Source organism: Halomicronema sp. CCY15110 (assembly GCF_016888165.1).
Lineage (GTDB): Bacteria > Cyanobacteriota > Cyanobacteriia > Phormidesmidales > Phormidesmidaceae > Halomicronema.
Genome location: NZ_JACSWC010000163.1, coordinates 20,440 through 44,163 on the forward strand (window position 1 = coordinate 20,440; position 23,724 = coordinate 44,163).

At 56.4% G+C, this 23,724-nt stretch carries 19 protein-coding genes; 12 read left to right on the forward strand and 7 right to left on the reverse strand.

The annotated features are described in order from the left end of the window. The first annotated feature begins 576 nt into the window (after positions 1 to 576). From JUK32_RS03980 to JUK32_RS03990, 3 genes are all read left to right on the forward strand, one after another. Complete coding sequence (locus tag JUK32_RS03980; protein ID WP_204137555.1) at positions 577 to 3,945, forward strand: response regulator; 3,369 nt, start codon at positions 577 to 579, stop codon at positions 3,943 to 3,945. Positions 3,946 to 4,100: 155 nt separating this feature from the next. Continuing rightward, positions 4,101 to 5,150, forward strand: coding sequence for a hypothetical protein (locus JUK32_RS03985; protein ID WP_204137556.1), 1,050 nt, complete (start codon positions 4,101 to 4,103; stop codon positions 5,148 to 5,150). 442 nt (positions 5,151 to 5,592) lie between these two features. Further along, complete coding sequence (locus tag JUK32_RS03990) at positions 5,593 to 6,729, forward strand: PP2C family protein-serine/threonine phosphatase (RefSeq protein WP_204137557.1); 1,137 nt, start codon at positions 5,593 to 5,595, stop codon at positions 6,727 to 6,729. A gap of 148 nt (positions 6,730 to 6,877) precedes the next feature. Here JUK32_RS03990 and JUK32_RS03995 read toward each other — a convergent pair whose 3' ends face one another. Next, positions 6,878 to 7,045 (reverse strand): hypothetical protein, encoded by a 168-nt coding sequence (locus tag JUK32_RS03995; RefSeq protein WP_204137558.1) that lies wholly within the window; start codon positions 7,043 to 7,045, stop codon positions 6,878 to 6,880. Positions 7,046 to 7,497: 452 nt separating this feature from the next. Here JUK32_RS03995 and JUK32_RS04000 point away from each other — a divergent pair, with 452 nt between their 5' ends. Beyond that, a complete protein-coding gene (locus JUK32_RS04000) occupies positions 7,498 to 7,956 on the forward strand; it encodes a hypothetical protein (RefSeq protein ID WP_204137559.1) in 459 nt (152 codons plus the stop codon). Positions 7,957 to 8,463: 507 nt separating this feature from the next. Further along, positions 8,464 to 11,916, forward strand: a complete 3,453-nt coding sequence (locus JUK32_RS04005) for a PAS domain-containing protein (protein WP_204137560.1) — start codon at positions 8,464 to 8,466, stop codon at positions 11,914 to 11,916. Between the two features lie 18 nt (positions 11,917 to 11,934). Here JUK32_RS04005 and JUK32_RS04010 read toward each other — a convergent pair whose 3' ends face one another. Then, positions 11,935 to 12,573, reverse strand: coding sequence for a hypothetical protein (locus JUK32_RS04010; RefSeq protein ID WP_204137587.1), 639 nt, complete (start codon positions 12,571 to 12,573; stop codon positions 11,935 to 11,937). A 231-nt stretch (positions 12,574 to 12,804) separates the two neighbouring features. Continuing rightward, positions 12,805 to 13,833, reverse strand: coding sequence for a tRNA lysidine(34) synthetase TilS (gene tilS / locus JUK32_RS04015; RefSeq protein ID WP_204137561.1), 1,029 nt, complete (start codon positions 13,831 to 13,833; stop codon positions 12,805 to 12,807). 123 nt (positions 13,834 to 13,956) lie between these two features. Here tilS and minC point away from each other — a divergent pair, with 123 nt between their 5' ends. From minC to JUK32_RS04030, 3 genes are all read left to right on the forward strand, one after another. Then, positions 13,957 to 14,763, forward strand: coding sequence for a septum site-determining protein MinC (gene minC, locus JUK32_RS04020; RefSeq protein ID WP_204137562.1), 807 nt, complete (start codon positions 13,957 to 13,959; stop codon positions 14,761 to 14,763). 187 nt (positions 14,764 to 14,950) lie between these two features. After that, complete coding sequence (locus JUK32_RS04025) at positions 14,951 to 15,148, forward strand: hypothetical protein (protein ID WP_204137563.1); 198 nt, start codon at positions 14,951 to 14,953, stop codon at positions 15,146 to 15,148. A 115-nt stretch (positions 15,149 to 15,263) separates the two neighbouring features. Next, on the forward strand, positions 15,264 to 15,767 hold the full coding sequence (locus JUK32_RS04030) for a Tic20 family protein (RefSeq protein WP_204137564.1): 504 nt from the start codon (positions 15,264 to 15,266) through the stop codon (positions 15,765 to 15,767). A gap of 128 nt (positions 15,768 to 15,895) precedes the next feature. On the opposite strand, the gene JUK32_RS04035 is transcribed toward JUK32_RS04030, so the two are convergent. Further along, positions 15,896 to 16,747, reverse strand: coding sequence for a fumarylacetoacetate hydrolase family protein (locus tag JUK32_RS04035; protein ID WP_204137565.1), 852 nt, complete (start codon positions 16,745 to 16,747; stop codon positions 15,896 to 15,898). 133 nt (positions 16,748 to 16,880) lie between these two features. Between JUK32_RS04035 and rpsF the strand changes: the two genes are divergently transcribed. Both rpsF and JUK32_RS04045 read left to right on the forward strand, forming a co-directional pair. Next, a complete protein-coding gene (gene rpsF / locus JUK32_RS04040; protein WP_204137566.1) occupies positions 16,881 to 17,258 on the forward strand; it encodes a 30S ribosomal protein S6 in 378 nt (125 codons plus the stop codon). A 295-nt stretch (positions 17,259 to 17,553) separates the two neighbouring features. Next, complete coding sequence (locus JUK32_RS04045) at positions 17,554 to 18,168, forward strand: DUF4231 domain-containing protein (protein WP_204137567.1); 615 nt, start codon at positions 17,554 to 17,556, stop codon at positions 18,166 to 18,168. A 235-nt stretch (positions 18,169 to 18,403) separates the two neighbouring features. Here JUK32_RS04045 and JUK32_RS04050 read toward each other — a convergent pair whose 3' ends face one another. Continuing rightward, entirely contained in the window at positions 18,404 to 19,459 is a 1,056-nt protein-coding gene (locus JUK32_RS04050) for a TrkA family potassium uptake protein (protein ID WP_204137568.1), read from the reverse strand. 244 nt (positions 19,460 to 19,703) lie between these two features. On the opposite strand from JUK32_RS04050, the gene JUK32_RS04055 reads away from it, so the two are divergent. Both JUK32_RS04055 and JUK32_RS04060 read left to right on the forward strand, forming a co-directional pair. Further along, positions 19,704 to 20,933: an HhoA/HhoB/HtrA family serine endopeptidase gene (locus tag JUK32_RS04055; RefSeq protein ID WP_204137569.1), complete on the forward strand. Its 1,230-nt coding sequence runs from the start codon at positions 19,704 to 19,706 to the stop codon at positions 20,931 to 20,933. A 254-nt stretch (positions 20,934 to 21,187) separates the two neighbouring features. Beyond that, complete coding sequence (locus tag JUK32_RS04060; RefSeq protein ID WP_204137570.1) at positions 21,188 to 22,381, forward strand: DNA double-strand break repair nuclease NurA; 1,194 nt, start codon at positions 21,188 to 21,190, stop codon at positions 22,379 to 22,381. Between the two features lie 77 nt (positions 22,382 to 22,458). On the opposite strand, the gene JUK32_RS04065 is transcribed toward JUK32_RS04060, so the two are convergent. Both JUK32_RS04065 and JUK32_RS04070 read right to left on the reverse strand, forming a co-directional pair. Further along, positions 22,459 to 23,196, reverse strand: coding sequence for a metallophosphoesterase family protein (locus JUK32_RS04065; RefSeq protein WP_204137571.1), 738 nt, complete (start codon positions 23,194 to 23,196; stop codon positions 22,459 to 22,461). 179 nt (positions 23,197 to 23,375) lie between these two features. Then, a complete protein-coding gene (locus JUK32_RS04070) occupies positions 23,376 to 23,660 on the reverse strand; it encodes a hypothetical protein (protein WP_204137572.1) in 285 nt (94 codons plus the stop codon). Between the last annotated feature and the right edge of the window lie 64 nt (positions 23,661 to 23,724).

A 23,724-nucleotide genomic window follows, 5' to 3' on the forward strand; every position in this document is an offset into this window, starting at 1 on the left:
ATTCTCTTAGAGGTGTGCCAAGCCGGTATATCGAACTATTCGTCAGTTTACCCTGCTTAATCTCAATGTTTTATCGATGAATGCTGCCGATGCCTAAATTCTGTAATGATGTCGGGTGATCTGGCCAGGGGCCATGGGGCAGTGGGGCGATCGCCAACCGCGAAAAGAAAGCGTCTGTGCCAACCCAGGGTCGGGGCAAAGGGGCAGCGACTATCCTGACTATTCCCCACGGGTAAAGTAAGACTGTCTAGGGTTAGCTCTGGGCCAACGACCACAGCCAAAGTCTGCTCACATATCGCTCCAGCCTTGCCTATGCTGGCGTTGATGGCATCTAAACCCCGCGAGTCAGTTACGCGAGTCAGGGCTCTGGTGGGAGCACCTAGCCGCAGCGATCAGTCGTCCCTGGTCGGCTCTAGACAAATTACTCAGGCTGGCTTGGCCATTTCTCCGGGGGTTCTGGGGCAAACTATGAAGTGTCTGCCCGGTCATGAGGTTGAGACCGCATGATTAAGTCTGATCTACAGCATCAGGGATGATGAGCCAACTTTTAGGACGTCACGTATCAGGTATCGAGGGTTGTCTATTAAGCCGCGCCGAGAACTCACCACTAAACCCAAGTTGCTGGTCGTTGATGATGAACCAGACAATCTTGATTTGCTGTACCGCACGTTTTATCGAAAGTTCACAGTGCTGCGGGCAGAAAGTGGACATGCAGCATTAGCAACCTTAGTTGAGCACCCAGACGTCGCCGTCATCATTTCCGACCAGCGGATGCCGGGCATGAGCGGCACCGAATTTTTGCGCCAGACAGCGGTGCAGTATCCCAACATCATGCGGATTATTTTGACGGGATATACGGATGTCGAAGATCTGGTCGGGGCGATTAACCAGGGCAAAGTCTTCAAATATGTGACCAAACCTTGGGAAGCGCATGACCTCAAGCTGGTGGTCACCCAGGCGCTGGATGCCCATCAGCTCTTGCGATCGCGCACCGAAGAATTAGAGCGCGTCTTGCAGCAAGAAACGTTGCTGAACGCGATGACCAACACCATTCGTAGTGCCGACACGGCACAAGCGATGATGCAGACCGTGGTCGAAACCGTCGGTCAACATATGGGGGCCGATATTTGCGTTTTACAGCCGCTGGGGGAAGCGGCCACTACGGTCACCGCCACGATTTACACGGCGGCGGCGCTGACCGACCGTGAGACCACGCTGTTGCCGTCAGACTTGGCCTGGGCCGTGACCGAAATGACCGCGCTCAACGCTGGATCCATCTCCACTAACGAGGATCATCCAGCCGGGGCAGCCTGCGCTGACTTAGATGTGCAGGCCAGTCTATTAGTGCCGCTGATCAGCAAACAGCAACCGCTGGCGGTGCTGGCGCTGCATCGCTGTGGCGCTACCGATACCTGGGGTGAGAGCGATCGCCAACTGCTGGCCAACGTCGCGACCCAAACGGCTCTGGCGCTATCGCAGGCGCTGACCTACGAGCAGGTGCAAGCCCTGGCGCGGCGCGAACAACTCCTCAATGCGGTAACCCAAGCCATTCGCTCGAGTTTGGAGCCCCAGGCCATTTTTGCGGCCATCACGCAGGAACTGGGGCAGGTGTTATCGGTCGATAGCTGTGTGCTGTCGCTGTGGACGGCAGCGGACGATTATATGCAGTGTGTGGGCCTGTACGAAGCGCATCCCGACGGCAGTCCGGTGCCGCACACCTCAGAGGCTGATCCGGTGTTGCCGCGATCGCAAACCCCCATTCGTCACAACCCGGTTTTGCAAGAGCTGTTAATCACCCAGCAGCCCATCCAGATTGATGATCTGAGTCAGCATCCGGAAATGAGGATGCAAGATCAACCTCGGCGGTCAGGCGGAGCGCGATCGCTGCTGGTGGTGCCGTTGATGACCGAAAGCCAAATCATTGGCAGCATTTCCCTACGCCACATTCATCGCCCCCACCCTTGGCAACCTGGAGAAGTTGAATTGGCGCAGTCGGTTGCCAGCCAAGCAGCGATCGCGGTGCAGCAGTCTCGCTTATACCAAAAAACCCGCGAGCAAACTGAACAACTGATGGCGCTTGATCGCCAAAAAACCGAATTCTTCCAAAATATCTCCCACGAGTTTCGCACCCCCCTGACGCTGACCTTAGGCCCCTTAGAAACCGCCGTCAGCCATGGCCGGGGATTAACTTTAGAAGAGTCCACCGTTGCCCTGCGCAATGCTCGGCGCTTACTGCGATTAGTGAATCAACTACTCGATTTACAGCGGCTCGATGCCGGACGCATGCAGCCGACCTTTCGTCCCGTAAATGTTGCAGCCTTCATCGAAGACGTGGTGACGGCTTTTCAGCCTTACTGCGAGCGGCAGGGTTTGCAGTTACAGACCCACCTCACCGGCGATTCCATAGTCTTTCTCGATCTCGAAAAGTTTGACAAGGTGCTCTATAACCTCTTGTCTAACGCGGTGAAATTCACCCCCACAGGCGGCACCATAAGCGTCGTTTTAGAAGCTACTGATAGTCACTGCACGGTCAAGGTCAGCGATACCGGCATCGGTATCCACGCCGATCAATTACCGCATTTGTTTGACCGATTCCGACAGGCCGATGGCTCCACTAATCGGCGCTATGAAGGGACGGGACTTGGCCTCGCCCTGGTCAAAGAACTGGTGTCCTTGCATCACGGCAGCATTGACGTGGCCTCGACCTATGGCCAGGGCACCACCTTTGCGATTACGCTACCGACGGGTCATCACCATTTGCCCGCTGAGCAAATCGTCACGCAGGCCGCCACCATTGAGATCAGCCGTGCCGAAGTGGAACTGGCCGATATCTCGATGATGGCAGAGGACGAGGCCGCGGCTGCGATGACCCACACCTCACCGAATGGACTGACCGGCATGCCGCGCATCCTAGTCGTGGATGATAACTCCGACTTGCGATCGTATATCTCGAATGTCTTGCAGCGCCAAGGCTATCAGGTGCGCACGGCCCAGGATGGTGTGGCGGCCCTGGCCATGCTCGAAACGTTTACACCCAACTTGATTCTGACCGATTTAATGATGCCCGGCATTTCCGGCTTAGAACTGTTACGGCAGATTCGGCAAACTGAATCTTTGCGGAGTATTCCTATCGTGTTACTAACGGCTAAGGTGGATGACGAAACCCGCATCGAAGGGGTGGAACAGGGCGCAGATGCCTATTTGGGTAAGCCATTCAACGATCGCGAACTGCTCGCCGAAGTGCGCAATTTATTAGCGCTCAAGGCAAATGAGCAAAAGGTGCGAGAGCTCAATCAATACTTGACTGAGTCGGTGTTGCGGCGGTTTTTGCCAGAGACACTGGTCAACAAAGCCGCAGCCGGTGATTTGCAACTGGTCTTGCAGCCCGAGCCCCGCCAGATTGCCGTACTGTTTAGCGATATTGTCAGCTTTACCCCGTTGTCCGATCGCTTGGGGCCACGGCGCTTGGCCCAGGTCTTGAATGAATATCTCAATGCCATGACGGAAGCCATTTTCGCGAGCGGTGGCACGGTCGATAAATTCATGGGAGATGGTGTCTTAGCCTTGTTTGGGGCTCCCGAAGAGCTGCCGCCTGACGAACAGGCGCGGCGGGCGATCGCGGCGGTTCATTGCATGCACGACACCCTGGATCAATTGAATCAGCAATGGCAAACCCAGGATATTCCTGAAATCCGAGTGCGCTATGGCATTCATCAGGGCGATGCTGTCGTCGGCATGTTTGGGGGAGCCGCGCGGGCGGACTACACGGCGATCGGCCCCTGCGTCAACATTGCCTCGCGCCTACAAGAAGTCGCCGAGCCCAATGGCGTTTTGGTCTCGGCGACTCTGGCCCAGCACTTGCCCAAAGAGACGATAGTCTCCTGCTATACGGCGCAGCTACGCGGCCTCCAAGTCCCGCTGCAGGTCTGCAGCATTCAGCTATGACCCATCTAGCTAGTCGTCGGGGCTAGTGAATAGAGCTTGGACTGCAGGCATCGCCCAGGTTGCCAGCGGCAGCAGGAAGGCGTTGTGGCATCTCGCCAACTGGTTGATCATAGGCCGTGCCCATTGCTTGAAAAGCTAAGCTAAGTCATGTGTCGATGAACTATCAGAGTGCTGCTAGAGCCGTGTTGAGTCGAGATAAATTTCAGACCCCGCGCTGGGTCTGGGTGAATAGCGCGATCGCCGCCGCTCTCCTCCATTCCCTGGTGGCCTGGTGGGGCCTGGTGGCCTGGCAACAACGCCGTGTCGCGGTGCCCAGTCCGGCCCCCATCAAACTCGTGACGTTATCCCCCACCCCGACGGCACCAGCCCTAGCGACAACCACAGCCATAGATGAGCCGACCACCAATCAGTCTGTCAATGACGCCGCTAGCAACGCGGCCCGCCAATCCGCAAACCCGGCACCCACTCCAGCGACGACGACACCTGTGGCCACGAACTCAGCCACCGTCACGGGCGATCGCGCCCCAGTCCACCCCCAGTCCACCCCCACCACGCCACCATCCTCCTCATCAGTGACGCCCACAGCGCCTGTCACACCACCAGCAGTACCGACAGTTCCATCCCCGCCGCCAGCCGTCACGCCACCGCCATCGTCATCCGTATCACCGCCCTCAGCAGCGCCTACCCCCATCCCTGTCAACCCAACGCCCCCCAGTGGTGCAACGCCAAACCCCGTCATCCCGCCCACTCGTCCACCCAGCGACGCTGGTAGTGAGAATGGCGAGAATGGTGATGCCCCACCCGCGCTTGAGGCACCGACCGATGCCTCTGCATCAGGCCTCCAGTCTTGGTGGTCTTTGCAGCCAGTGCCGGGGGGCGGCTCCGATATTCACGATGAGCCACCGCAGCTGCCTCCCGGCTGGCAAGCTGAAGCCGCCGCCATCTTTCAAGGTGCCGGTTGCGCCGCCGGTCTGATTCCAGCCGGTGCAGCCGTTCGGGTAACGGTTCGACCCACGATTGACGCCCAAGGTCAGATCATGCAGTTGTTACCTTGGGAGGGTAATGCCAACGTTCCCGCTGCCGTCTTGCAATGTGTGGAAACGTTGGCACCACGACTACCATCCTTCATTCCGGCGCGGGATGGGGGTGTCGCCATTGCTTCAGACGCGGTGGTGTTAGTTATTGAACTGCGCGGTGCCCCGTAACCATTAACTGTCTGTGCGATCGGTTGGGCCAGCGCCACAAAGACATTTTGTCGACATTTTGTCTGCTAGGGGTGGATGATACACGTGCCCAGCGATCGCCCCTACGTGATCGTCGTCATGACGACTGATCGCAATTGACAACATCACGGGGTACTAACACTGATGATTTTCAGAATTTGAAATTGTTTGATAGAAGCGCTCCGGGCTCCATGCCACTGGCTCCCAGTCAACCGCGCTTCGGGATGGATTGTTTCGGCAAAATCGGATTAATCTGTGAGCATCGTCAGGCGTGAACGGCATATTCAGATGTGGGCCAACTAGGGGCACATTACAGATGGTAGCGAGTCATCCTGGTTAAGCAGAGGGGTGACTAGTCCCAGCGAGCAGCCATCGCCTTGACTGTGGCAGTTCAGCAATATCGATTTGGATAGGATTTCTCTGGATGATGCATATTCTGGTGGTCAACTCAGATGCGGCCGTTCGCGATCGCCTTTATCAGTGGCTCGACGCCGCCGAGTATGACCTCACCCTTTGGGGCGAAGACCCGCAGGCGCTCGATCTCAAGCAATTTAGTGAACCGCTGTTGATCATTGGCGACTGGCAACAAGCCACAGCGAGCGATTGTTTATCGACCTGGCAGGGCTGGAAGGCGCATCCTGATACCCCCCCGATTTTTTGCCTGATGCTGATTGCGACCGATCACCTAGATAACTTAGTGCCAGCGCTAGCAGCGGGGGCTGATGATTGGCTCACCTACCCGCTGGATGAGATGACCTTGCGGGCTCGCCTCTTGGCCTGCCAGCAAGTGTTGCAGCTACGTCAAGATTTGCAAGCCCAAAAAGCCCAACTCCAGACTGAGCTAGCGGAAGCGGAAGCCTATGTGCGATCGCTGCTGCCTAAAGACCTCACCCAAAAGGTGCCGATCAATGCCCGCTTCATTCCGTCGAGTTCGTTGGGGGGCGACTGCTACGACTTTTACTGGCTCGACCCCGATTATCTCGTGATTTACTTGTTGGATGTTTCGGGGCACGGTCTGGGCTCGGCGCTGTTGTCAACATCGGTGCTGAATATGTTGCGATCGCAAGCGCTACCCGATGTGAACTTTTATCGCCCCGAAAAAGTGCTCCAGGCGCTAAATGACACGTTTCAGATGAACGACCAGAACGAAAAGTATTTCACCATGTGGTACGGCGTCTACAACCGCGCCAATCGCCAACTGATGTATGCGAGTGCGGGGCACCCACCGGCAGTGTTGATTTCCCCGCAACTGGGCCAGCAGCACCTGGTGGAAGCGTTGAAGACGCCAGGCCTGCCAATCGGGATGCTGCCCGACGTTCAATACAGTTGGAACCGCTGCGAGATTCCCCCCGGCAGCCGCTTGTACTTATTCAGCGACGGCGTTTACGAAATCAAGCAGTGGGACAACACCATCATGGGGCTAGAAGATTTTATCGAGATTTTATCGACCCATAACCTGAATCAGCCGATCGACGAGATTTTGACTCAGGTGAATAGCCGCACCCAAGACCGCAGCGCCTTCTCCGACGACCTCTCGCTCCTAGAAGTTTGCCTAGACTGAGCCGAGGATGTGACAACAAGGATTGCCAAAATTGGCCATAGGTAGCTGAGGAGCCAGGGTTATCGCCAATGCTGTGAGCACGCCGGTAGCCCAGGACGCACCACCACATCAACGGCTGTAGAACAACCTACATAAGCTGTAGAACAACTTACATAAAGTGATCAATCACGACCGCCAACGCCGCGGCAAAGCCAGTAATCCCCATCGCTAGCCAGGGGCTTTGTCCTTGGGCAACCGCTAGTGACGTAATAATGCCAGCGCCGAGGGCGGCGATCACAAAGGAACCGAGCCAGTCTTTTTCTCGCTTTTGATACATGAAATTTAAGCTTGGTAGGAAGGAAATTCTGTAGCAGCCCTCACGCTATCACCTCGTTGCGAGGGATTTACGGGTCGGGCTGGTAGCTGCAACCAAGGTTAAATTTGAGAGACATTTCTTAATGAGTGATCGACTCCGAGATGATGGGCGATCGCTTTCCTGAGGTAGTCACGTCGCCGCTCTGACTCCGTGAATCTCAGCCATGGCACTCCCCCACCCACCGACGTCGTCGAGGAGTTCACACTCCGCCAACATGAACTTTGATGAAGTTTAAAGAGATATTGCGATGCCTGAAATCTGTAAAGGGCAGACTGTCGGCAAGTCGTTGCGACAATTGAAAAAATGGCCTGGTCATTGCCGGCATGGGCAACTGTGCAGAGGGTAACCAGCCGTTGAGCCAAAGCCGCGATCGCACCCACGCAACACACCAATTTTGGAGGAAATCGTTACCCATGTTAGCCACCTTGCATAACGCGACAGTCCAGGCTGATGGTCGCTTTCTGAATGATGAAGAACTCCGAGGTTTACAGACGTATGTGCAGTCTTATAGAACTCGCTTAGCCACTTATCAGCTTTTGAGCCAACGAGGTGAGGCACTGGTGATGGCAGCGCTGCGACAGTTAGCCCTGACCCATCGTCAAGAAGTGCAAACCCACAGTGGTAAATGCAAGCGCGATATGAATTACGCCCTGCAAGAAATCGCCAAGGCCGTGTTGACGGGTGATCCGGAAGTTTTTCGCCAGGGCTTTTCACTGTGGATGGAAAACATTACCCGGGCAGTCCACAAGGGCAATTCAGCCGCTCGCGCTTACACCTGTCTGAAAGCAGAAATGCAAAAAGAGCTCCCCGCCGAGTGTGCCGCGCTGGTCGTCCCTTTCATCGATGATTTGATTACTTCATTTTCGGGATAGGAAGCTGAGCAGTTACACGCTTGTGGGGCACAAGCTACCCCCAACGACTGGGAACTGAATTTTTAGCCACCCGCCGCTGCCGCAAAGATTGCTAACGCGATCGCAGCTTTTGGGAAAAATCTGGGGATATTAAGCAGAACCCGATCGACTTAGTAATCAGACGTGCTTGCTGCCTAGATAGACAATCTGAATCCGGGATGACGATGCAGAGGCGCTTTCAGCGTCATCCGCAGCCTAAATCCCCCCAAATGGACAGGTGTTTGCCCTCCTGGGAGGGGAGCAAAATCGGTTTTGGCTTCACCCGAACTGACGTTAGAGCGGGCTGGGAGGCACCAGTAGATCGGGCTGGGAGGCACCAGTTCACACGAAACGAAGGGCGGCGTCTGCAACGCCTCAGCCTGAGTAACCGGGCGAATGTCCTAGGGCAAAGGCCACTCGACCTGGGAGCCGGTGGCCGACAGGGCAGCTGGTTGGGAGCATCAATCCGGTCGATAGAGGAACCTCCGGGTGACAGAAACTGACATCACACTGGCTATGGTCAATCACCATTCCAAATCAAGGTCCGATGCGGCTCCGGCCATCAGCATCACTCCAGATTTGCTGCATCAGGCCCTGGATGAAGTCTCCACGGCAATCTACATTAAAGATCGTGAACAACGATTGCAGTTTGTCAATCAGGCTTGTTGTCAACTCGTAGGGCAGCCCCGGCAGGCTTTGCTAGCAGCGACCGAAGCAGACTTGTTATCTCCAGCGATCGCCCAACGTCTGGCAGCATTAGACAGCGCTACTTGGCACGGACGCGGCAGCTCCGATCCGGTCACAGTCGTGGTGACACCAACAGATCAGTCGCCCTACACCGCCACCCGGCGCACTCAGTTAGCCACCGATGGGCAGTCACTGATTTGTTATTTAGAGGCCGTAACGGCGAGTGCCGCCGTCTCCCCTGGCGGATTGCCCACGACCTGGCCAAATACTCAGTTAGAAGCTCTGTTGGCCAATGTGCCAGCGGTCATTTATCAACTCCAGCGTTCTGCCCAAGGGGACTTGCAGTTTGGATTTATCAGTCCGGGGGCGTATGAGGTATTTGGGTTGGGCTCTGACCTGATCTTGGCTAATGCCGCTCAAGTGTTAGACCACATTCATCGCCTCGATCGCCCTCGGTTTCAGGAAACGTTGTTGGAGTCGGCCGCCACCCTAGTCGCGTGGCGGTGGGAAGGGCGCTATTACAAACCCAACGGTCAGGTCGGCTGGCTACAAACCGTGGGCCGCCCCCAAGTAGGCTCCACGGGAGCGGTGGTGTGGGATGGCCTGATGATGGATGTGACTAGCCGCAAGCAAGTCGAGGCGGCCACCATTGAACAAGCGGTGATGGAGCAAGCGATCGCGGATAACGAAACCCGCTTTCGCACCATTACAGAAACCATTCCTGGGGCGCTGCTGCAACTGCGGGTGCTGGCTGACGGCTATGCCATCGATTTTGTCAGCGATCGCATTCAAGCCCTCACGGGATTGGCCCCAGTCGATTTAATGGCCGACGCTCAGACTTTTTTAGATCGGCTCCATCCGCGTGATAGCCAACGCTTTCAAGCCACCATTAACGAAGCGGCTCAGAGCCTGAGTCCCTGGAAGTTTGAGGGGCGCATTGTGGCGCTGAATGGCGACACCCGCTGGTGGCGATTGGATGCGATGCCCGTACCGCAAGAACTGGGCGAAGTTGTCTTTTGTGGGGTGCTGCTCGATATCACCGAGCGCAAAACCATCGAAGAGGCCTATCGCGAAAACGCACATCAGCTCCGCATGGCGCTCAAGGTGTCGGCCATGGGGGTGTGGACCTGGGACATGGCGACGGATCAGATGGCCTGGACGACGGAACCCGGCACTTTGTTTGAAGCGTCGGCGGTCAGTTTTTGCGATACGTTCAATATGTATTTGCAGAATGTGCATCCCAGCGATCGCGAGCGGCTGCAACAAGCGGTCAGCCAAGCGGTCAGCACCGGCCAAGAGTATCAAATCCAATATCGGCTCTTGCTCGGCGACGACACCAGCCGCTGGGTCGAAGAACGCGGCGGCCTGTGGCGCGACCCCGATGAATCGGTGCTCGGGCTCATGGGCACCGTCATCGACATCACCGATCGCCGCTTAGCCGAGGCCGCCCTGCAAGAGAGTGAAGAACGCAACCGCACGTTGATTAACAACATTCCGGGAGCGGTGTACCGTTGCAAAGCCGACAACAACTGGACGCTGCTGTTTCAAAGTGACGCGATCGCTGAAATCACTGGCTATCCCGTGGATCACCCCATCCATCAAGAAGAGTGGCGACTCATTCAGGGGGGCGATCGTGCGCGCGTTAACCAGGAAATCACCGCCGCGATCGCCCGCCGCCAACCCTTCGAAGTGGAATATCGCATCGGCCATGCCGATGGCAGCACCCGCTGGATCTTAGAGACCGGACAACCCATTCCCGATAGCACCGGCACCGTGCAATTAATTGACGGCGTCTTGACCGACATCACCCGCCGCAAAGAATCGGAAACCCAACTGCAAGACCTTGCCCGCCGCCAGGGACTGATCAATCGCATCTCCACTCAAATTCGCGACTCTTTGGAGCTGATGCCGCTCCTGCAAACCACGGTGGAAGCAGTGCGTAGCCAACTGGTGACCGATCGCGTCGTCGTCTATCGATTTGACACCGACTGGCAAGGCGAAGTCATTGTCGAAGATTGCGCCCCCACCTGGCCCTCTACCCTGGGAGCCATGGGGACGGACAACTGTTTTCCCACGGGGCTAGCCAATGATTACATGCAGGGCCGCGTACGCAGCATTGCCGACATTTATCAGGCCGGTTTGGAAGCCTGCCATGTGCAATACCTCGAAAACTTGCAAGTGCGGGCCAATCTCATCGTGCCGATTTTGCTCAAGCAACAGCTGTGGGGATTGCTGATTGCCCATGAATGTCGGCAACCGCGCCAGTGGACGACGGGCGAAGGCGAACTACTGAAAGCCTTGGCCGATCAGGTGGGACTAGCGATTGGTCAAGCCGATCTGTATGAGCAAGCCACCAGAAATGCGATACGAGCCCGGCAGCAAGCCGCCGATCTCAAGGCGACCCTGGCCGAGTTGCAGCGCACCCAATCACAACTCGTCCAGACGGAAAAGATGTCGAGCTTGGGACAACTCGTGGCGGGCGTGGCCCATGAAATCAACAACCCCGTGAGTTTTATCGATGGCAACGTAGTGCATGCAGCGGAATATACCGCAGACTTGCTCGCCTTGATTGCTCACTATCGGCAAACCTATCCTGACCCGCCGCCCGCCTTGCAACAAGCCATGGACGCCGTGGATTTAGATTTTTTGGCAGAAGATTTTCCAAAACTGCTGGAATCGATGCGAATTGGGGCGGAGCGCATCAAAAGTATTGTGGCGTCACTGCGCACGTTTTCGCGCATGGATGAAGCCGAAATTAAAGCGGTAAACCTGCATGACGGGCTCGACAGCACCATCATGATTTTGCAGCATCGCCTCAAGGCCCACGGCGATCGCCCCCAAATTTTGCTAGCGCGTCACTACGGCGAACTGCCCCTGGTGGAATGCTACGCGGGCAAGCTCAACCAGGTATTTATGAATTTGCTGAGTAACGCGATCGATGCGCTGGACGAGCAACTGGCAGCGGGTGAACAACTCGCGCCCCCGCAATTGGCGATCGCCACCACGCAATTAACTCCCGATCAAGTCCGCATCAGCATTACTGACAATGGGGCAGGCATTCCCGCCGAGCAGCAGCGACGCATTTTTGAACCGTTTTACACCACCAAGCCCATTGGTAAAGGCACCGGCATCGGCCTCTCCATCAGCTATCAAATCGTGACCGAACAGCATCGCGGCACCTTGACCTGTGAATCCCAACTTAGTCAAGGCACCACATTCCACGTCACGATTCCAATTCAGCAGGGTACCACTTAGGCGTTCCGCAGTCGGCCTCTATTCGTTTCGTAGACTGAGTGGATCGCGGCCCGGCAACCGTTCCATCACGTCTAAGACGGCTTGCTGCGCGGCCAAAATATCCCGCTCTTCGCCCCCCAGATACAGCCGGCCAAAACTGCCCACCGAGGTGATTTGCAGAATATTGATCAACGCCGCTTTTTCCGCCTCATTAGCCGCCAGCGAGGCGTAGGCCGCAGGCTCTACCTCAAACACATAGAGCGTCTGCCCCGCCACGATCATGTTGCCACGACGGGTGCGATTAATCAGCTGCACATGATGCGAATCCAGATTGCGAATGACTTGACTCGATTTAATCTGCGGGCGTAGGCAATCGCGACGATCGACCCCCAAAACATCGAGCATCGCCTGACTAGCCGCGTGGATTTCGGCCTGACTGCTGGAGTGAATTTCTAACGTGCCGTACAGGCGCTCAACCATGAGCACCGCTGGTCGCACCACCGCCGACTTGAGGGCAATGTCCATCAGGCGGTGCACTTCAATACCCGGCGCAATTTCGAGCCACAGGGAGGAATCGCCCGGCAAGGGCAAGAAACCAACTGACACCGTTCCCATAAAAGCGGCGTGTTGCGGTTGCAGATTGTCGATATATACGTAGCTGCGCAGATCAACGCCCAAAGCCTTCGGTGCTCCTGTGTCTCCCCCGTCAGTATACCGGGCTAAGGCGACACCCATGAGGCACAAGCCGGGAAGGGATGAACAGCGGGCATCTAGACTCAGGCATGGCGGCGATCGCCAGCGCTAAGGGATCGGCGGGAAAATAACATCCCGGTAACGGCAGTGCTTGGGTGGCTGGGTGGCTGGGTCAGGTGCGGGTCTGGAGTCGGTACTTTAATTGCCCGCGCATCCCTAACCACGGGATGATGAGCGCTGCAACCGAATCCAGGGATCATCAACGATCGCGATCGCCCCCCCCGGAAAAGGATCGGTTTGACTGCGATTGGGGGCCGTGAGCAACGCCATCACTTTTTCCACATGGGCGAATTGGGGCGAAATCGCGAACCGGTCACTGAGCCATTGGCGAATGACGCGGCGTTGCAAGGCCAGGGGCTCAGTACGCAGCGATCGCCGTTGCACCTGCTCACCCACCACACATTGCGCATAAACCCGGCTGGCTGCCGCCTGCAGGTAGGCCACCTCCGCCGCCAAGATTTCGGCAGTCTGGGCCAGCGTGGCGTCTACCTGGGGATTGAAATGCGTGCGTAAAGTTGGCAAAACATCGAGGCGGAGGCGATTGCGGCGGAAGGTGCGATCGCGATTCGTCTCATCTTCCCAAATGGGTAGGTGGAAGTCCTGGCAAAATTTGCCGGTTTGCTCGCGAGTGATCTCCAGCAAGGGACGCACCAGGGCAATGTGAGGCGTCTCAGGCGTGAGCGATCGCCACCAGGTCAGCGCTTGCAAGCCATCCAAACCACTGCCGCGCAGCAGGTTGAACAGTAGAGTTTCAGCGCGATCGCTGGCGGTGTGTCCCGTCACCACATGGGTACAGCCCAACGCGATCGCCGTCTCCGCCAACATTTGATATCGCCACGTCCGCGCCGCCGCCTCACTTGCCAAAGGCTGGGTCGCAACCTTCTCCGTGTGGGGCAAGCCCAACTCCGCCGCCCACTGTGCCACAAAGTGGGCATTGGCATCGGCATCCTCACGCCAGCGGTGATTGCCGTGAATCGTATGCAGTTGCCACTGCCATTGGGTCTGCAAATCGACCAGTAACCGTAACAAGCACTGCGAATCTTGTCCCCCGGAAACCGCCACTAATAGCCGTGCCTGCTGCGGCAACAGACCCGTAGGCATGGGATGCAGACTCGACTCACGCGGGACCCGGTGCGATCGCAAGGTCTGGTGCAACTGCGCATGTAAAGGACTCCAGGGCGTCATAGCAGTGGACTCCCACCCCCCTCTCAACTGCCGTCAATAACTTTGCGATCGGGCAACACAGTACAGACATCCTGCTCTAAGATGGCATGACGAGACTGCCCTATCGTGACGCTGTCGCCAACTATGAGTTTGGATTCTACCCCAGAGACTGTGGATCTTGAGTCTACCGAGACCACTCCAGAGCCCGCCAAAGTTGAGGTTGACCCCGCGCTCCAGGTGCGGTTCAAAACTCAAAATGGCAAAACTTTGCTCCTGCTCCCCCCCGAACCGACAGAGAGTACCGTTTCCCCCTGGGAAGAAATGTGGGAACAGCTCAAACATCGGTTGGCGGCGGGTGAGCGATTTTGGCAACCGCAAACCGCCATACATCTCATGGCTCGCGATCGCCTGCTCGATGCCCGTCAGCTCCAGATCATTGCCGACGCCCTCACCGAGGCCAACCTGACGCTTAAGCGGATCTACACCAGCCGTCGCCAAACGGCAGTCGCCGCCGTCACGTTGGGCTACTCTGTTGAACAACAAAATTCCCTGAGCCATCTCACCCAAGCCGCCCCCCAACCCGGCACGACCCTCGACGATCCGCTCTATCTGCAAAGCACCATTCGCTCCGGCATGGAAATTCGCCATGCGGGCACTGTGATCATCTTGGGGGATGTGAATCCTGGCGGCAGCCTCATCGCTGAAGGGGATATTGTCGTGTGGGGTCGCCTCAAAGGCTTGGCCCACGCGGGTGCCAAAGGCAATCGCCAATGTCGCATCATGACCCTGCATATGGAGCCGACTCAGCTCCGCATTGCCGACAAGGTCGCCCGTCCGCCCGAACATCCGCCTGCTGAATATTTGCCCGAAGTCGCTTACATCGGTGAGGGGGGAATTCGCATTGCCCCGGCGCAGGAGTTCGCCCGCTGGCTGACCGAGCATCAGGCATAGGTTGGCAGTCTCTAAAATAGGCGCGATCGCCCCTGGTGCCCGCTGATGACTTGCCCCACATCAGGCACAACAGCCATTAAGGTGTGTATTTTTGCACACAACTTACGGGGAGCCCTCGCCTAGAATAGAGCCATAGAGAACTCAGATTTAATGAGAACTCGTTAAAGCATTCTGGGAGGCAAATCTAATGTTGGTTGTCATGATGAAGGATCAACTCCTTGCCCCCAACGCTGTGTGCCAAACCTGCCTCATGGCCGACCAAGGGGGGCAACCCCGGTTTCATCACGGTCGCCTAACCTGTGGGCGTTCCCTGACAAATCTGCAAGCAGGACAGCCGCCCCAGTATGAATGTCAAATGGGCTTCAAAATTGCGGATATCAGCTAACTGAGCCACTTTGAGGCATTAGAGTTCAGCAAAAGTCAGCCGTTGCCTCTGCTCGCGCACGATTTGTCGGCTAGCATATGTAATGTTATCTGTTCGCGGAGGCTGAGCGCTTTCTATGACTTGGCGTGGCACTATCACAGCACAAGATCGCTTTTTTGCTTGCTTGCCCTATTTACTGCCCCTCATCGAAGTTTCTTTGCTGGGGATGTCGTTTGCCGTCAGATCCGGGATCGGACTCTTTTCTCAGTTTCCGGCTTTAGGCCTGATTTTGGTGCCCCTCAGTCCTCTGATTCGCATTTACACTGGCTTCCCATTTGCCGGGCTGATCGTGTTTATTCTGCTGTTGACGCTAGTCGTGCGGAATACCAACATCAGCCACTTCATTCGCTTCAATACGATGCAGGCCATCCTGCTCGATATTCTGTTGATTCTGGGGCAGATCATTCTGGATTTAGTGCTGGTACCGACCCTGGGAACCGGACTCTTTGTGGACACTATTCTGAATGTGGTGCTGCTGGGTATCCTCGGGGCGATCGCCTTCTCGGTCGTGCAGTCCATTCGGGGTGAATATCCCGAAATCCCGACCCTGTCTGAAGCTGTCCACATGCAAGTGCGTTAAGTCTCAGCAGCAGCGCCGCCCTTCGCTATTAAAACTAAGTTAGAAATGGTTCCTCCACAGCGGGGGAACCATTTTTTTTGGTCCTGTAAAATCTTCCTGTGTCGGCTTCTTGGCCGCGCCCGCGAGAATTACCAACTCTGCGATTCCATCGAGTCCATCGCCTCGCCCGAATCGAGTGAATCCATGGGGAACAGTTGGGCGGGCACAGGACGGGCCTGAACGGCATTTTCCAGGGAACCGATGCCTTCAATTTCGACCCGCACGCGATCGCCGATCGCCAAGGGGCCAATGCCCGCCGGAGTCCCCGTCAGCACCACATCCCCTGGCAATAAAGTCATGATTTGGCTGATGTAGGCCACCAACGCCTCCGGCGAAAAAATCATGTCACTGATTTCACCACTTTGCACCGGCTCCGGATTTTCATTCAAAAAGGTTTGCAATTTGGCCTCAGGGTTGAGTTCGCGCACAATCCACGGGCCGAGGGGACAAAACGTGTCGAACCCCTTGGCGCGAATCCATTGATGATCGCGGGCTTGCAAATCGCGAGCGGTGACATCGTTGGCAATGGTGTAGCCCCAAATCTTGTCTCGGGCCATGTCTTCGTTGCAGTCAATGCAGCGATCGCCAATCACCAGCGCCAGTTCCCCCTCGTAATCTACCCGCTGCGACTGGGGCGGATACAGAATAGTCGTATTTGTGGCAATGACGGCGGTGGACGGCTTCATAAATAGCAGCGGCTCCTCCGGCAAATCGCCCCCCATTTCGGCAGCATGTTTGGCGTAGTTTTTGCCGACCGCAATGATTTTTGAGGGCGCACAGGGAGCCAAGAGCTGGTAATTATCCGCCTCTAACACCGTGTCGGTGACTTCCCCCTGTAGCCACGGTGGCGCATCCAGCACCCGCACAGTGCGGTCAGATTGCAGCAAACCATAGTGGAGTGGCCCCGCCTGCGATTGAACTCGAACGTACCGTTGCGCCATGGATTCCTTCAACTACTGGTGGTATGATTGTAAATCCTTGCCTTTCGGCCCATAGCCCAGCGCTCTATCGACAAGCGCATTGCTTGAGGCCATTTATACCGGGAAAGGCCATTTGTCCACAAGGAGCATAATTATGAAAAGCATGATGTACGAGACGATGTACATTCTGCGGCCCGATATTCAAGAAGAGGTCGTAGATGGTGAGATTGCTCGTTATCAAGAAATCTTGCAAGAGAACGGCGCGACGATTTTGGAAACCCAGCATCGCGGTAAGCGTCGTCTGGCCTACGAAATTCAAAACCACCGTGAAGGCATTTACATCCAGATGAACTATCAGGGCCCCGGCGGCGTGGTTGCGCCGATGGAGCGGGCCATGCGTCTGAGTGAAAATGTCATTCGCTATCTAACGCTGAACGTGCCTCTGACCGAAGACTTTTCGGACGCTGATAGCCTGCCGACGGCTGATGCTGTTGGGGCCTCTCCTTCGGCTCCGCCGCCTGGTGCAGCTTAAGCGATCGCTCAAGCGTCAACCCACATAGTTTGATCAAACCGCCGCTGTTGATTTGTCTGATTAGCAGCGGCGGTTTGATTGTGTCAATGGGCGCGGTGCCCAGGGCAAGATGGGAATCTTTCGTCTCGTCAACAGCTGCCATCGGCCTGAAAGCAAGGCCAGCAGACTGATACTGGCGATGGGATCGGCGGGCAAACATAAACAATTTGCCACAAAGGGAAATTCTGACCGAAATCCCGGTTAAAAAAAGAGAGTGGCAATCGCTGCCGACTACTACAGAATCAGAGGGCGCACCATGGCCAGAAAAGATCCCTATGTCGAGTTTCTGAAAGAAGATTTCAATGATCTATTTGGTCAGATGGAATTAACCCCGATTCAGCGGAAATTTTTGACCTCCCGCTGGTTGGATCAAGTGCTGTGGATGGAAAAGAAGGCCAATCAGTGTCGCGATCGCCACTATCGACTACGATTATCAGCCATTATTCTCGGTGTTCTAGTGCCCATCTTGATTGGCATCAATCCGCCCAACCCCAAAGTTGATAAGGCCCTGCAATATGCCACGATTGGTCTGAGCGCGATCGTCGCAGTGAGTGCTGCGGTGGAGGAGTTCTTTCACTATGGCGAGCGCTGGTATCACTATCGCCGCACGGTAGAATCGCTCAAAACCTATGGTTGGCAGTTCTCGCAGTTGAGTGGCCGCTACGCCAAATACCCCACCCATACGATAGCGTTTCAAGACTTTGCGAATCAGGTAGAAGAGGTCATTCAACGGGATGTTGAGATCTATGTCACTCAAGTTGCAAAGAACGACGAAGAGAGCAGTCAGCCATCGGCATTAGTCACGGGTGCCCTCACGGATATCGACGATTTGCCCGACTCCACTGGGGATGATCATCCCACGCTACCGTAATGGGTTCGCGCCTGCTCCAGCGACAGCCATGCAGGGTTGACGCATCATCCCACCGCCATGGATGGTGGGCGGAGCGATCACCCGATGCCACCGATCTCCGCTTCATCTGAGCGCTTCGTCAGCCGATGCCTCTTGGTTCAACGGAAACTGCAGAAACAGGATTGAATGTTGGCTCCAGATCGGGATGTATCTTGGCGCGATCGCCGACGTTGGTTGGGGCCATTCCCCCGCTTCATCACCGCCGCAACCGCGCTCCCCGATAGCGCATTTCACGTCTCATCGCCGCTTGTTGGCCAAAGTTGGGCATGTCGCCTTGATGCCCCATCAACATCAGCGTGTCACCTTTGGCGAGATAGAGACTCCGCGCCGGATGCACAACCACTTCGCCTTCAGCTCGGCGCAGCGCCACAATGATGAACGTCCCTTTGCCCCGCACTTCCACATCGCCAACGGTGCCGCCCACCAGCGATTCCTCAATGATGAGCTCTTGAATTTGGATGTCTAGCTCTGCCAAGAGTTCGTTGAGGCCCGCTTGGCCATCGGGTTGAGCTAGAAAATCCACCGCTGCGGGATTGGTGATTAAGTGAGCCATGCGAGCCGCACTGATGGTGGCGGGCAGCACAACGTGATTGGCTCCCGCCAGACGCAACTTCTTCTCCGTGGAGGGGATTTCGCCCCGCGCCAGGATAATCAAATCTGAGTTCATTTCCCGCGCCGTGAGGGTAATGAAGACATTCGCGGCATCGTTGGGCAGTACGGTCGCCAAGACCTTCGCCTTGTGAATTTGCACCGCTTCTAGATTCATTTCATCGGTGGCGTTGCCCAGATACATGAGATAGCCCTGTTCGCGAGCTAGTTCAATGCGATCGGCGTCGTTATCCACCACTATGAAAGGCTGATGCGCGACTTTGAGCTGCCGCGCGACCATCTGACCAATACGCCCAAAGCCACAAATGATAACGTGTTCATCGAGGAGCTCAATATCTTTGTTCATACGTTTGACGTTGAGGAGCTTGCGAATTTCGCCTTCGGTGATGAGTTGCACAAAGCCTGACACGGTGTAGGCCACGGACAAGACACCCGCAATAATGACGAGAATGGTAAAAACTTTAAGCGTGGTTGAGGTGAGCGGTTGCACCTCGCCATAGCCCACGCCAAAAATCGTGATTACTACCATGTAAATGGCATCTAGCAGCGTCCACCCAGCGCTGACGTAGCCGGTAACGGCAATAATGACCGTCACCAAGAAGGTGGCAATGCCGGTAACAATGCGCTGAAAGGAGGTTTGCATGGCAGTGACCGAAACTGCCTGTATCGTAGGCGAGTTTGCCGCCCGAAAAAGGCAGCCCAGGCTACGATCGCGGAATCTCTCCGCGACCGATTGATGGCAGCGCGATCGCCCCCAACCGCCCTTGAGTGCAGAAATTGCCAAGTTTCACAGAGTTATCACACCGCTGCAACAGGACTGTCACACCGACTGTCTACTCTAAGGGTGTTAGACAGCAAACGTCCCTATACAGAACGGGAAGACACCCATGAGAGACCACGTGAAATCGACAGCTTCCTCACACCACCCAGCTCGGTGGGTTTCGCGTACCGGGCAATCTTTATTGTTAATGCTGGCGGGTGCAGGACTAGCCACCGCAGGCACGGGCGCCCTGCAAGCGATGCAGCCCAGCTTTTTAGAAGAACCCCAGGTTCAGAGCCAACCCGAAGAAGCGGCGGACCCCCTCGCGATCGCCCCTCGTGTTAACGCTCCCAGCACCTCCAGTTTCGTTGCCGACATTGTAAAAGACGCGGGACAAGCCGTTGTGCGCATTGATGCGTCGCGCACGGTCACCAGCCGCGCACCAGCAGCGTTTCAAAATCCCTTCTTTCAGGAATTCTTTGGCGACCTACCCGAAAGTCAAGAGCGCGTGGAGCAGGGCATCGGCTCTGGCTTCATCGTCTCGGCGGACGGCACCATCTTTACCAATGCCCATGTGGTGGATGGCGCTGATACCGTGCAAGTGACCCTCAAAGATGGTCGCGTGGTGGATGGCACCGTCGTCGGCACCGACCCGCTGACCGATGTCGCAGTCATTGATATTGATGCGGATAATTTGCCCACCGTCCCCCTCAGTGACTCCAACCAGTTGCAGCCGGGAGAATGGGCGATCGCGATCGGCAATCCCCTGGGTCTCGACAATACCGTCACCGTCGGCATCGTCAGCGCCACTGGCCGCACCAGTGGACAAATCGGCGTTGCGGACAAGCGGGTTGACTTCATCCAGACCGACGCCGCGATTAACCCCGGTAACTCCGGCGGTCCCTTGCTCAATGAGCGGGGCGAAGTCATCGGCATGAATACCGCCATCATCCAAAACGCTCAGGGCATCGGCTTTGCCATCCCCATCAATGATGTGGGACGCATTGCCCAACAGCTTGTGACTAACGGTGAAGTCGCACACCCTTATGTCGGTATCCGCATGGTGGCCCTGACCGAGCAGAATAAAGAGGCGATCGCGGATCAAACGGGCCTAGACGTAGCGGACGAAGAGGGCATTTTGGTTGCTGATGTCGTCAGCAACTCCCCCGCTGCCCGCGCCGGCCTCAAGGCTGGCGATATTCTCGTCTCGATCGGGGGCCAGCCCGTAACCGAAGCCGCCGAAGTGCAAAACTTGGTCGAAGCCGCCGGGGTGGGCCAAGACCTGAGCCTACAGGTGCGCCGCAACGGTCGCGTCGAAACCCTCACCGTGCAGCCAGAAGCCCTGCCCAACGGCTAACCCCTGGGCTCCGAATTTCAGTGTTACTCACACCACCGTGGGAGTGTCAGCAGCGACACTCCCATTTTTTTATGGGGCGAACCTGACCGCCTGCCCTTAGGGAAACGCTTCACGCACCGCAGCAAACGATGTCGAATCGCTCTTAGTTCAGGCATACTGTTTAAAGTGGACTGTGATTATTCGTTCGCGATTTCCTCCAATCGCCCCATCTACCCCCCCAAAACTCCCATCCTGTTTGGGAATAAAACATCACCATGTTGGATTTAATGAAGCTGGCCCAACAAATGCAGGGCATTAGTCAGCATCTCAAAGCCGAAGCGGAAGCCGCTGGCCGGCGCGTCACGATCGCCAGCAAACTCATGGCCCAAGCCCAAACCCATCAAGACGAACTGGTGGCATTGTGGGAAACCTGGCGAGATCGCATTCCCTTTGCCATGGCCTGTCCCGTGGAACCGTTGGCGACGTGTCTCCCCATCCAAGCGGCCCCAGACGCCCACACCGTGCTCGCCACCGACGGCTCCCAAATTTCCCCCAGCCACCACGAAATTGCTTACTGCTACCTGCTCAACGTGGGGCGCATTATTTTGCACTACGGGCAAAGCCGCTTTCCCCTGCTGGATAGTTTGCCCGAAGTGATCTATCGGCCCGAAGATCTCTACATTTCGCGCCAGTGGGGCATCAGCACCGAAGAGTGGATGGGCCACCGCCGGACTGTGGCAGAGGCCGAGACCCTGGCCGACTTAGCCGCAGGCTTACCCGTTGACCCAGCTGAAGCCGACCAGCCACCGACGCTGGCTCTGACGGATGGCTCCCTGATCTACTGGTTTTTAGAAGAGTTGCCCCGTGAGGCCCGCGATCGCATCCTGCCCCCCATCCTCGCCGCATGGGATCGATTACAGGGTCAGCGCATTCCCCTGGTTGGGTATGTCAGTGCCTCCCGCAGTGGCGAGGCACTGAACTTTTTGCGGTTGCAGAGTTGTCCCTTTGAGGTGCCCGACTGCCAGACCCACTGTGCCGAAGACCGCGATCGCGCCCCCTGCCAGGTATTTTCTCCTTTGCGAGATGTCGCCTTGGGGGCCACCCAGCTAGAGCCCGGCCAGCGCGGGCCACTCTGGCGCAGTTCCGTCGGTATCTTGGATGACTATGGGCCTCACCATATTTACTTTTGCTATGTACATGTGGGGGCGGAGGTGGCGCGGATCGAAATGCCGGAGTGGGTGGCGTTGAGTGCGCCCCTCCGCGACAGTGCGCTAGAGATGGTGATTACGCAGGTGCAAAAGGGCTACGGTTACCCGATCGCGCTGGCCGAAGCCCACAACCAAGCCGTGGTCAGAGGGGGCGATCGCACTCGCTTTTTCGCCCTGCTGGAGCGGGAAATGATTCGCGCGGGCCTGCAAAACGTCACGACCTCTTTCAAAGAAGCGCGCAAACGCGGCAGCATTGCCTAGTCGTGCCAAGTTCAGCCGATCAGCAATGAGGGTAGCTGAACCATTCTGGCGAGACGGACGCCAGTCTGACGCCAGACTTAGGAAACCGTGGCGCGGCGACGGCCCTGGGTAAAGGGGCTGCAAGCCTCTTCCAGCGATCGCGTGCGGTATACCGACTCAAACACGTTGAACTGATGCACAATTTCATGATCAATATCAAGAGCAGTCAGCCAGCCACTCCGTGGATGATATGCGCCCGTGTCGATATCTAGCCAGCCTGGCCCTTCGACAATCTGGCCCGGCTCAATGTCGGGAAACGTAAAGGTGATGGTGTGCCCCGTGATGATCAGCTTGTTTTGAAAATAGGGCGTTGGGGCGCTGTGAAAGGCATCGCGAATCCAACAAAACTCGTTGGCCGTTTGCTCGTCAATCGCCAAGGTGGGCTCTAAGCCCGCATGAACCAGCCAAATATCGCCTAAATCAAGGTGCAGCGGCAGGGTCCGGAACCATTCCATATGCTCCGACAACAGCTCCACATCGTGATCGTAGCTCGCCAGAGTTGATTGCCCACCGCTGTAGAGCCACGCCTGGAGAATATGAGCAGCGTTCTGCGTTTTAGCAAACGCATCCAGCAGTAACTGCTCATGATTACCCAAGACGCAGGTAAATTCGTGCTCGCGAATGTAACTGACGACTTTGGCACTTTGAGGTCCCCGATCGATCAGGTCACCCACGCAATAAACCTGATCGGTGGCCGTGGGGGCAACCTTGTCGAGCAAATGTCTCAGGCCCACGTAATGGCCATGAATATCGCCGATAAAAATACGTCGAGACATAGGTAAAAGGGAAGCAACAGACGATTAACAGAGCGAGGGGCGGCGCGACGCGAACACATGACTCAAAGTGATCAGGCTTCATTAAAGCTAACAGACTTAGCGCGTCAGGATCCGTAAATCTTCTTAGAAGCAGGGGCAATGAACGGTGTGCAAAAATCGGCTAGCGTCAGGATTTTCAACTAGCTGCGGCGATCGCGCTGGATATCGTAAATCGCCTTCTCGACACACCAACGTTTAGAACGATCAGGGTGATTAAAGGCGTTCCGTTCAATTAAACGTTCCGAAACCCGTCGATCCTTGGTCAAGCGATCAAGCCGCCGCATGAGTTTGTCCGGCACGGCCGCATGCCGGGAACGCATCCTCCCGCTACGGGACGGCACCAACCGACGACCAGCGGTTTTCCGCCGGTTTAACCACCAGATTGCCGCGCCCAAGATCGCGATCGCTAATAGAACTTCAACCATCGAGATTGTTCAGAGATGAAAAGCACCCAGCCGCACCCTCCGTTTTCTTGAGGCCAGCGTCATA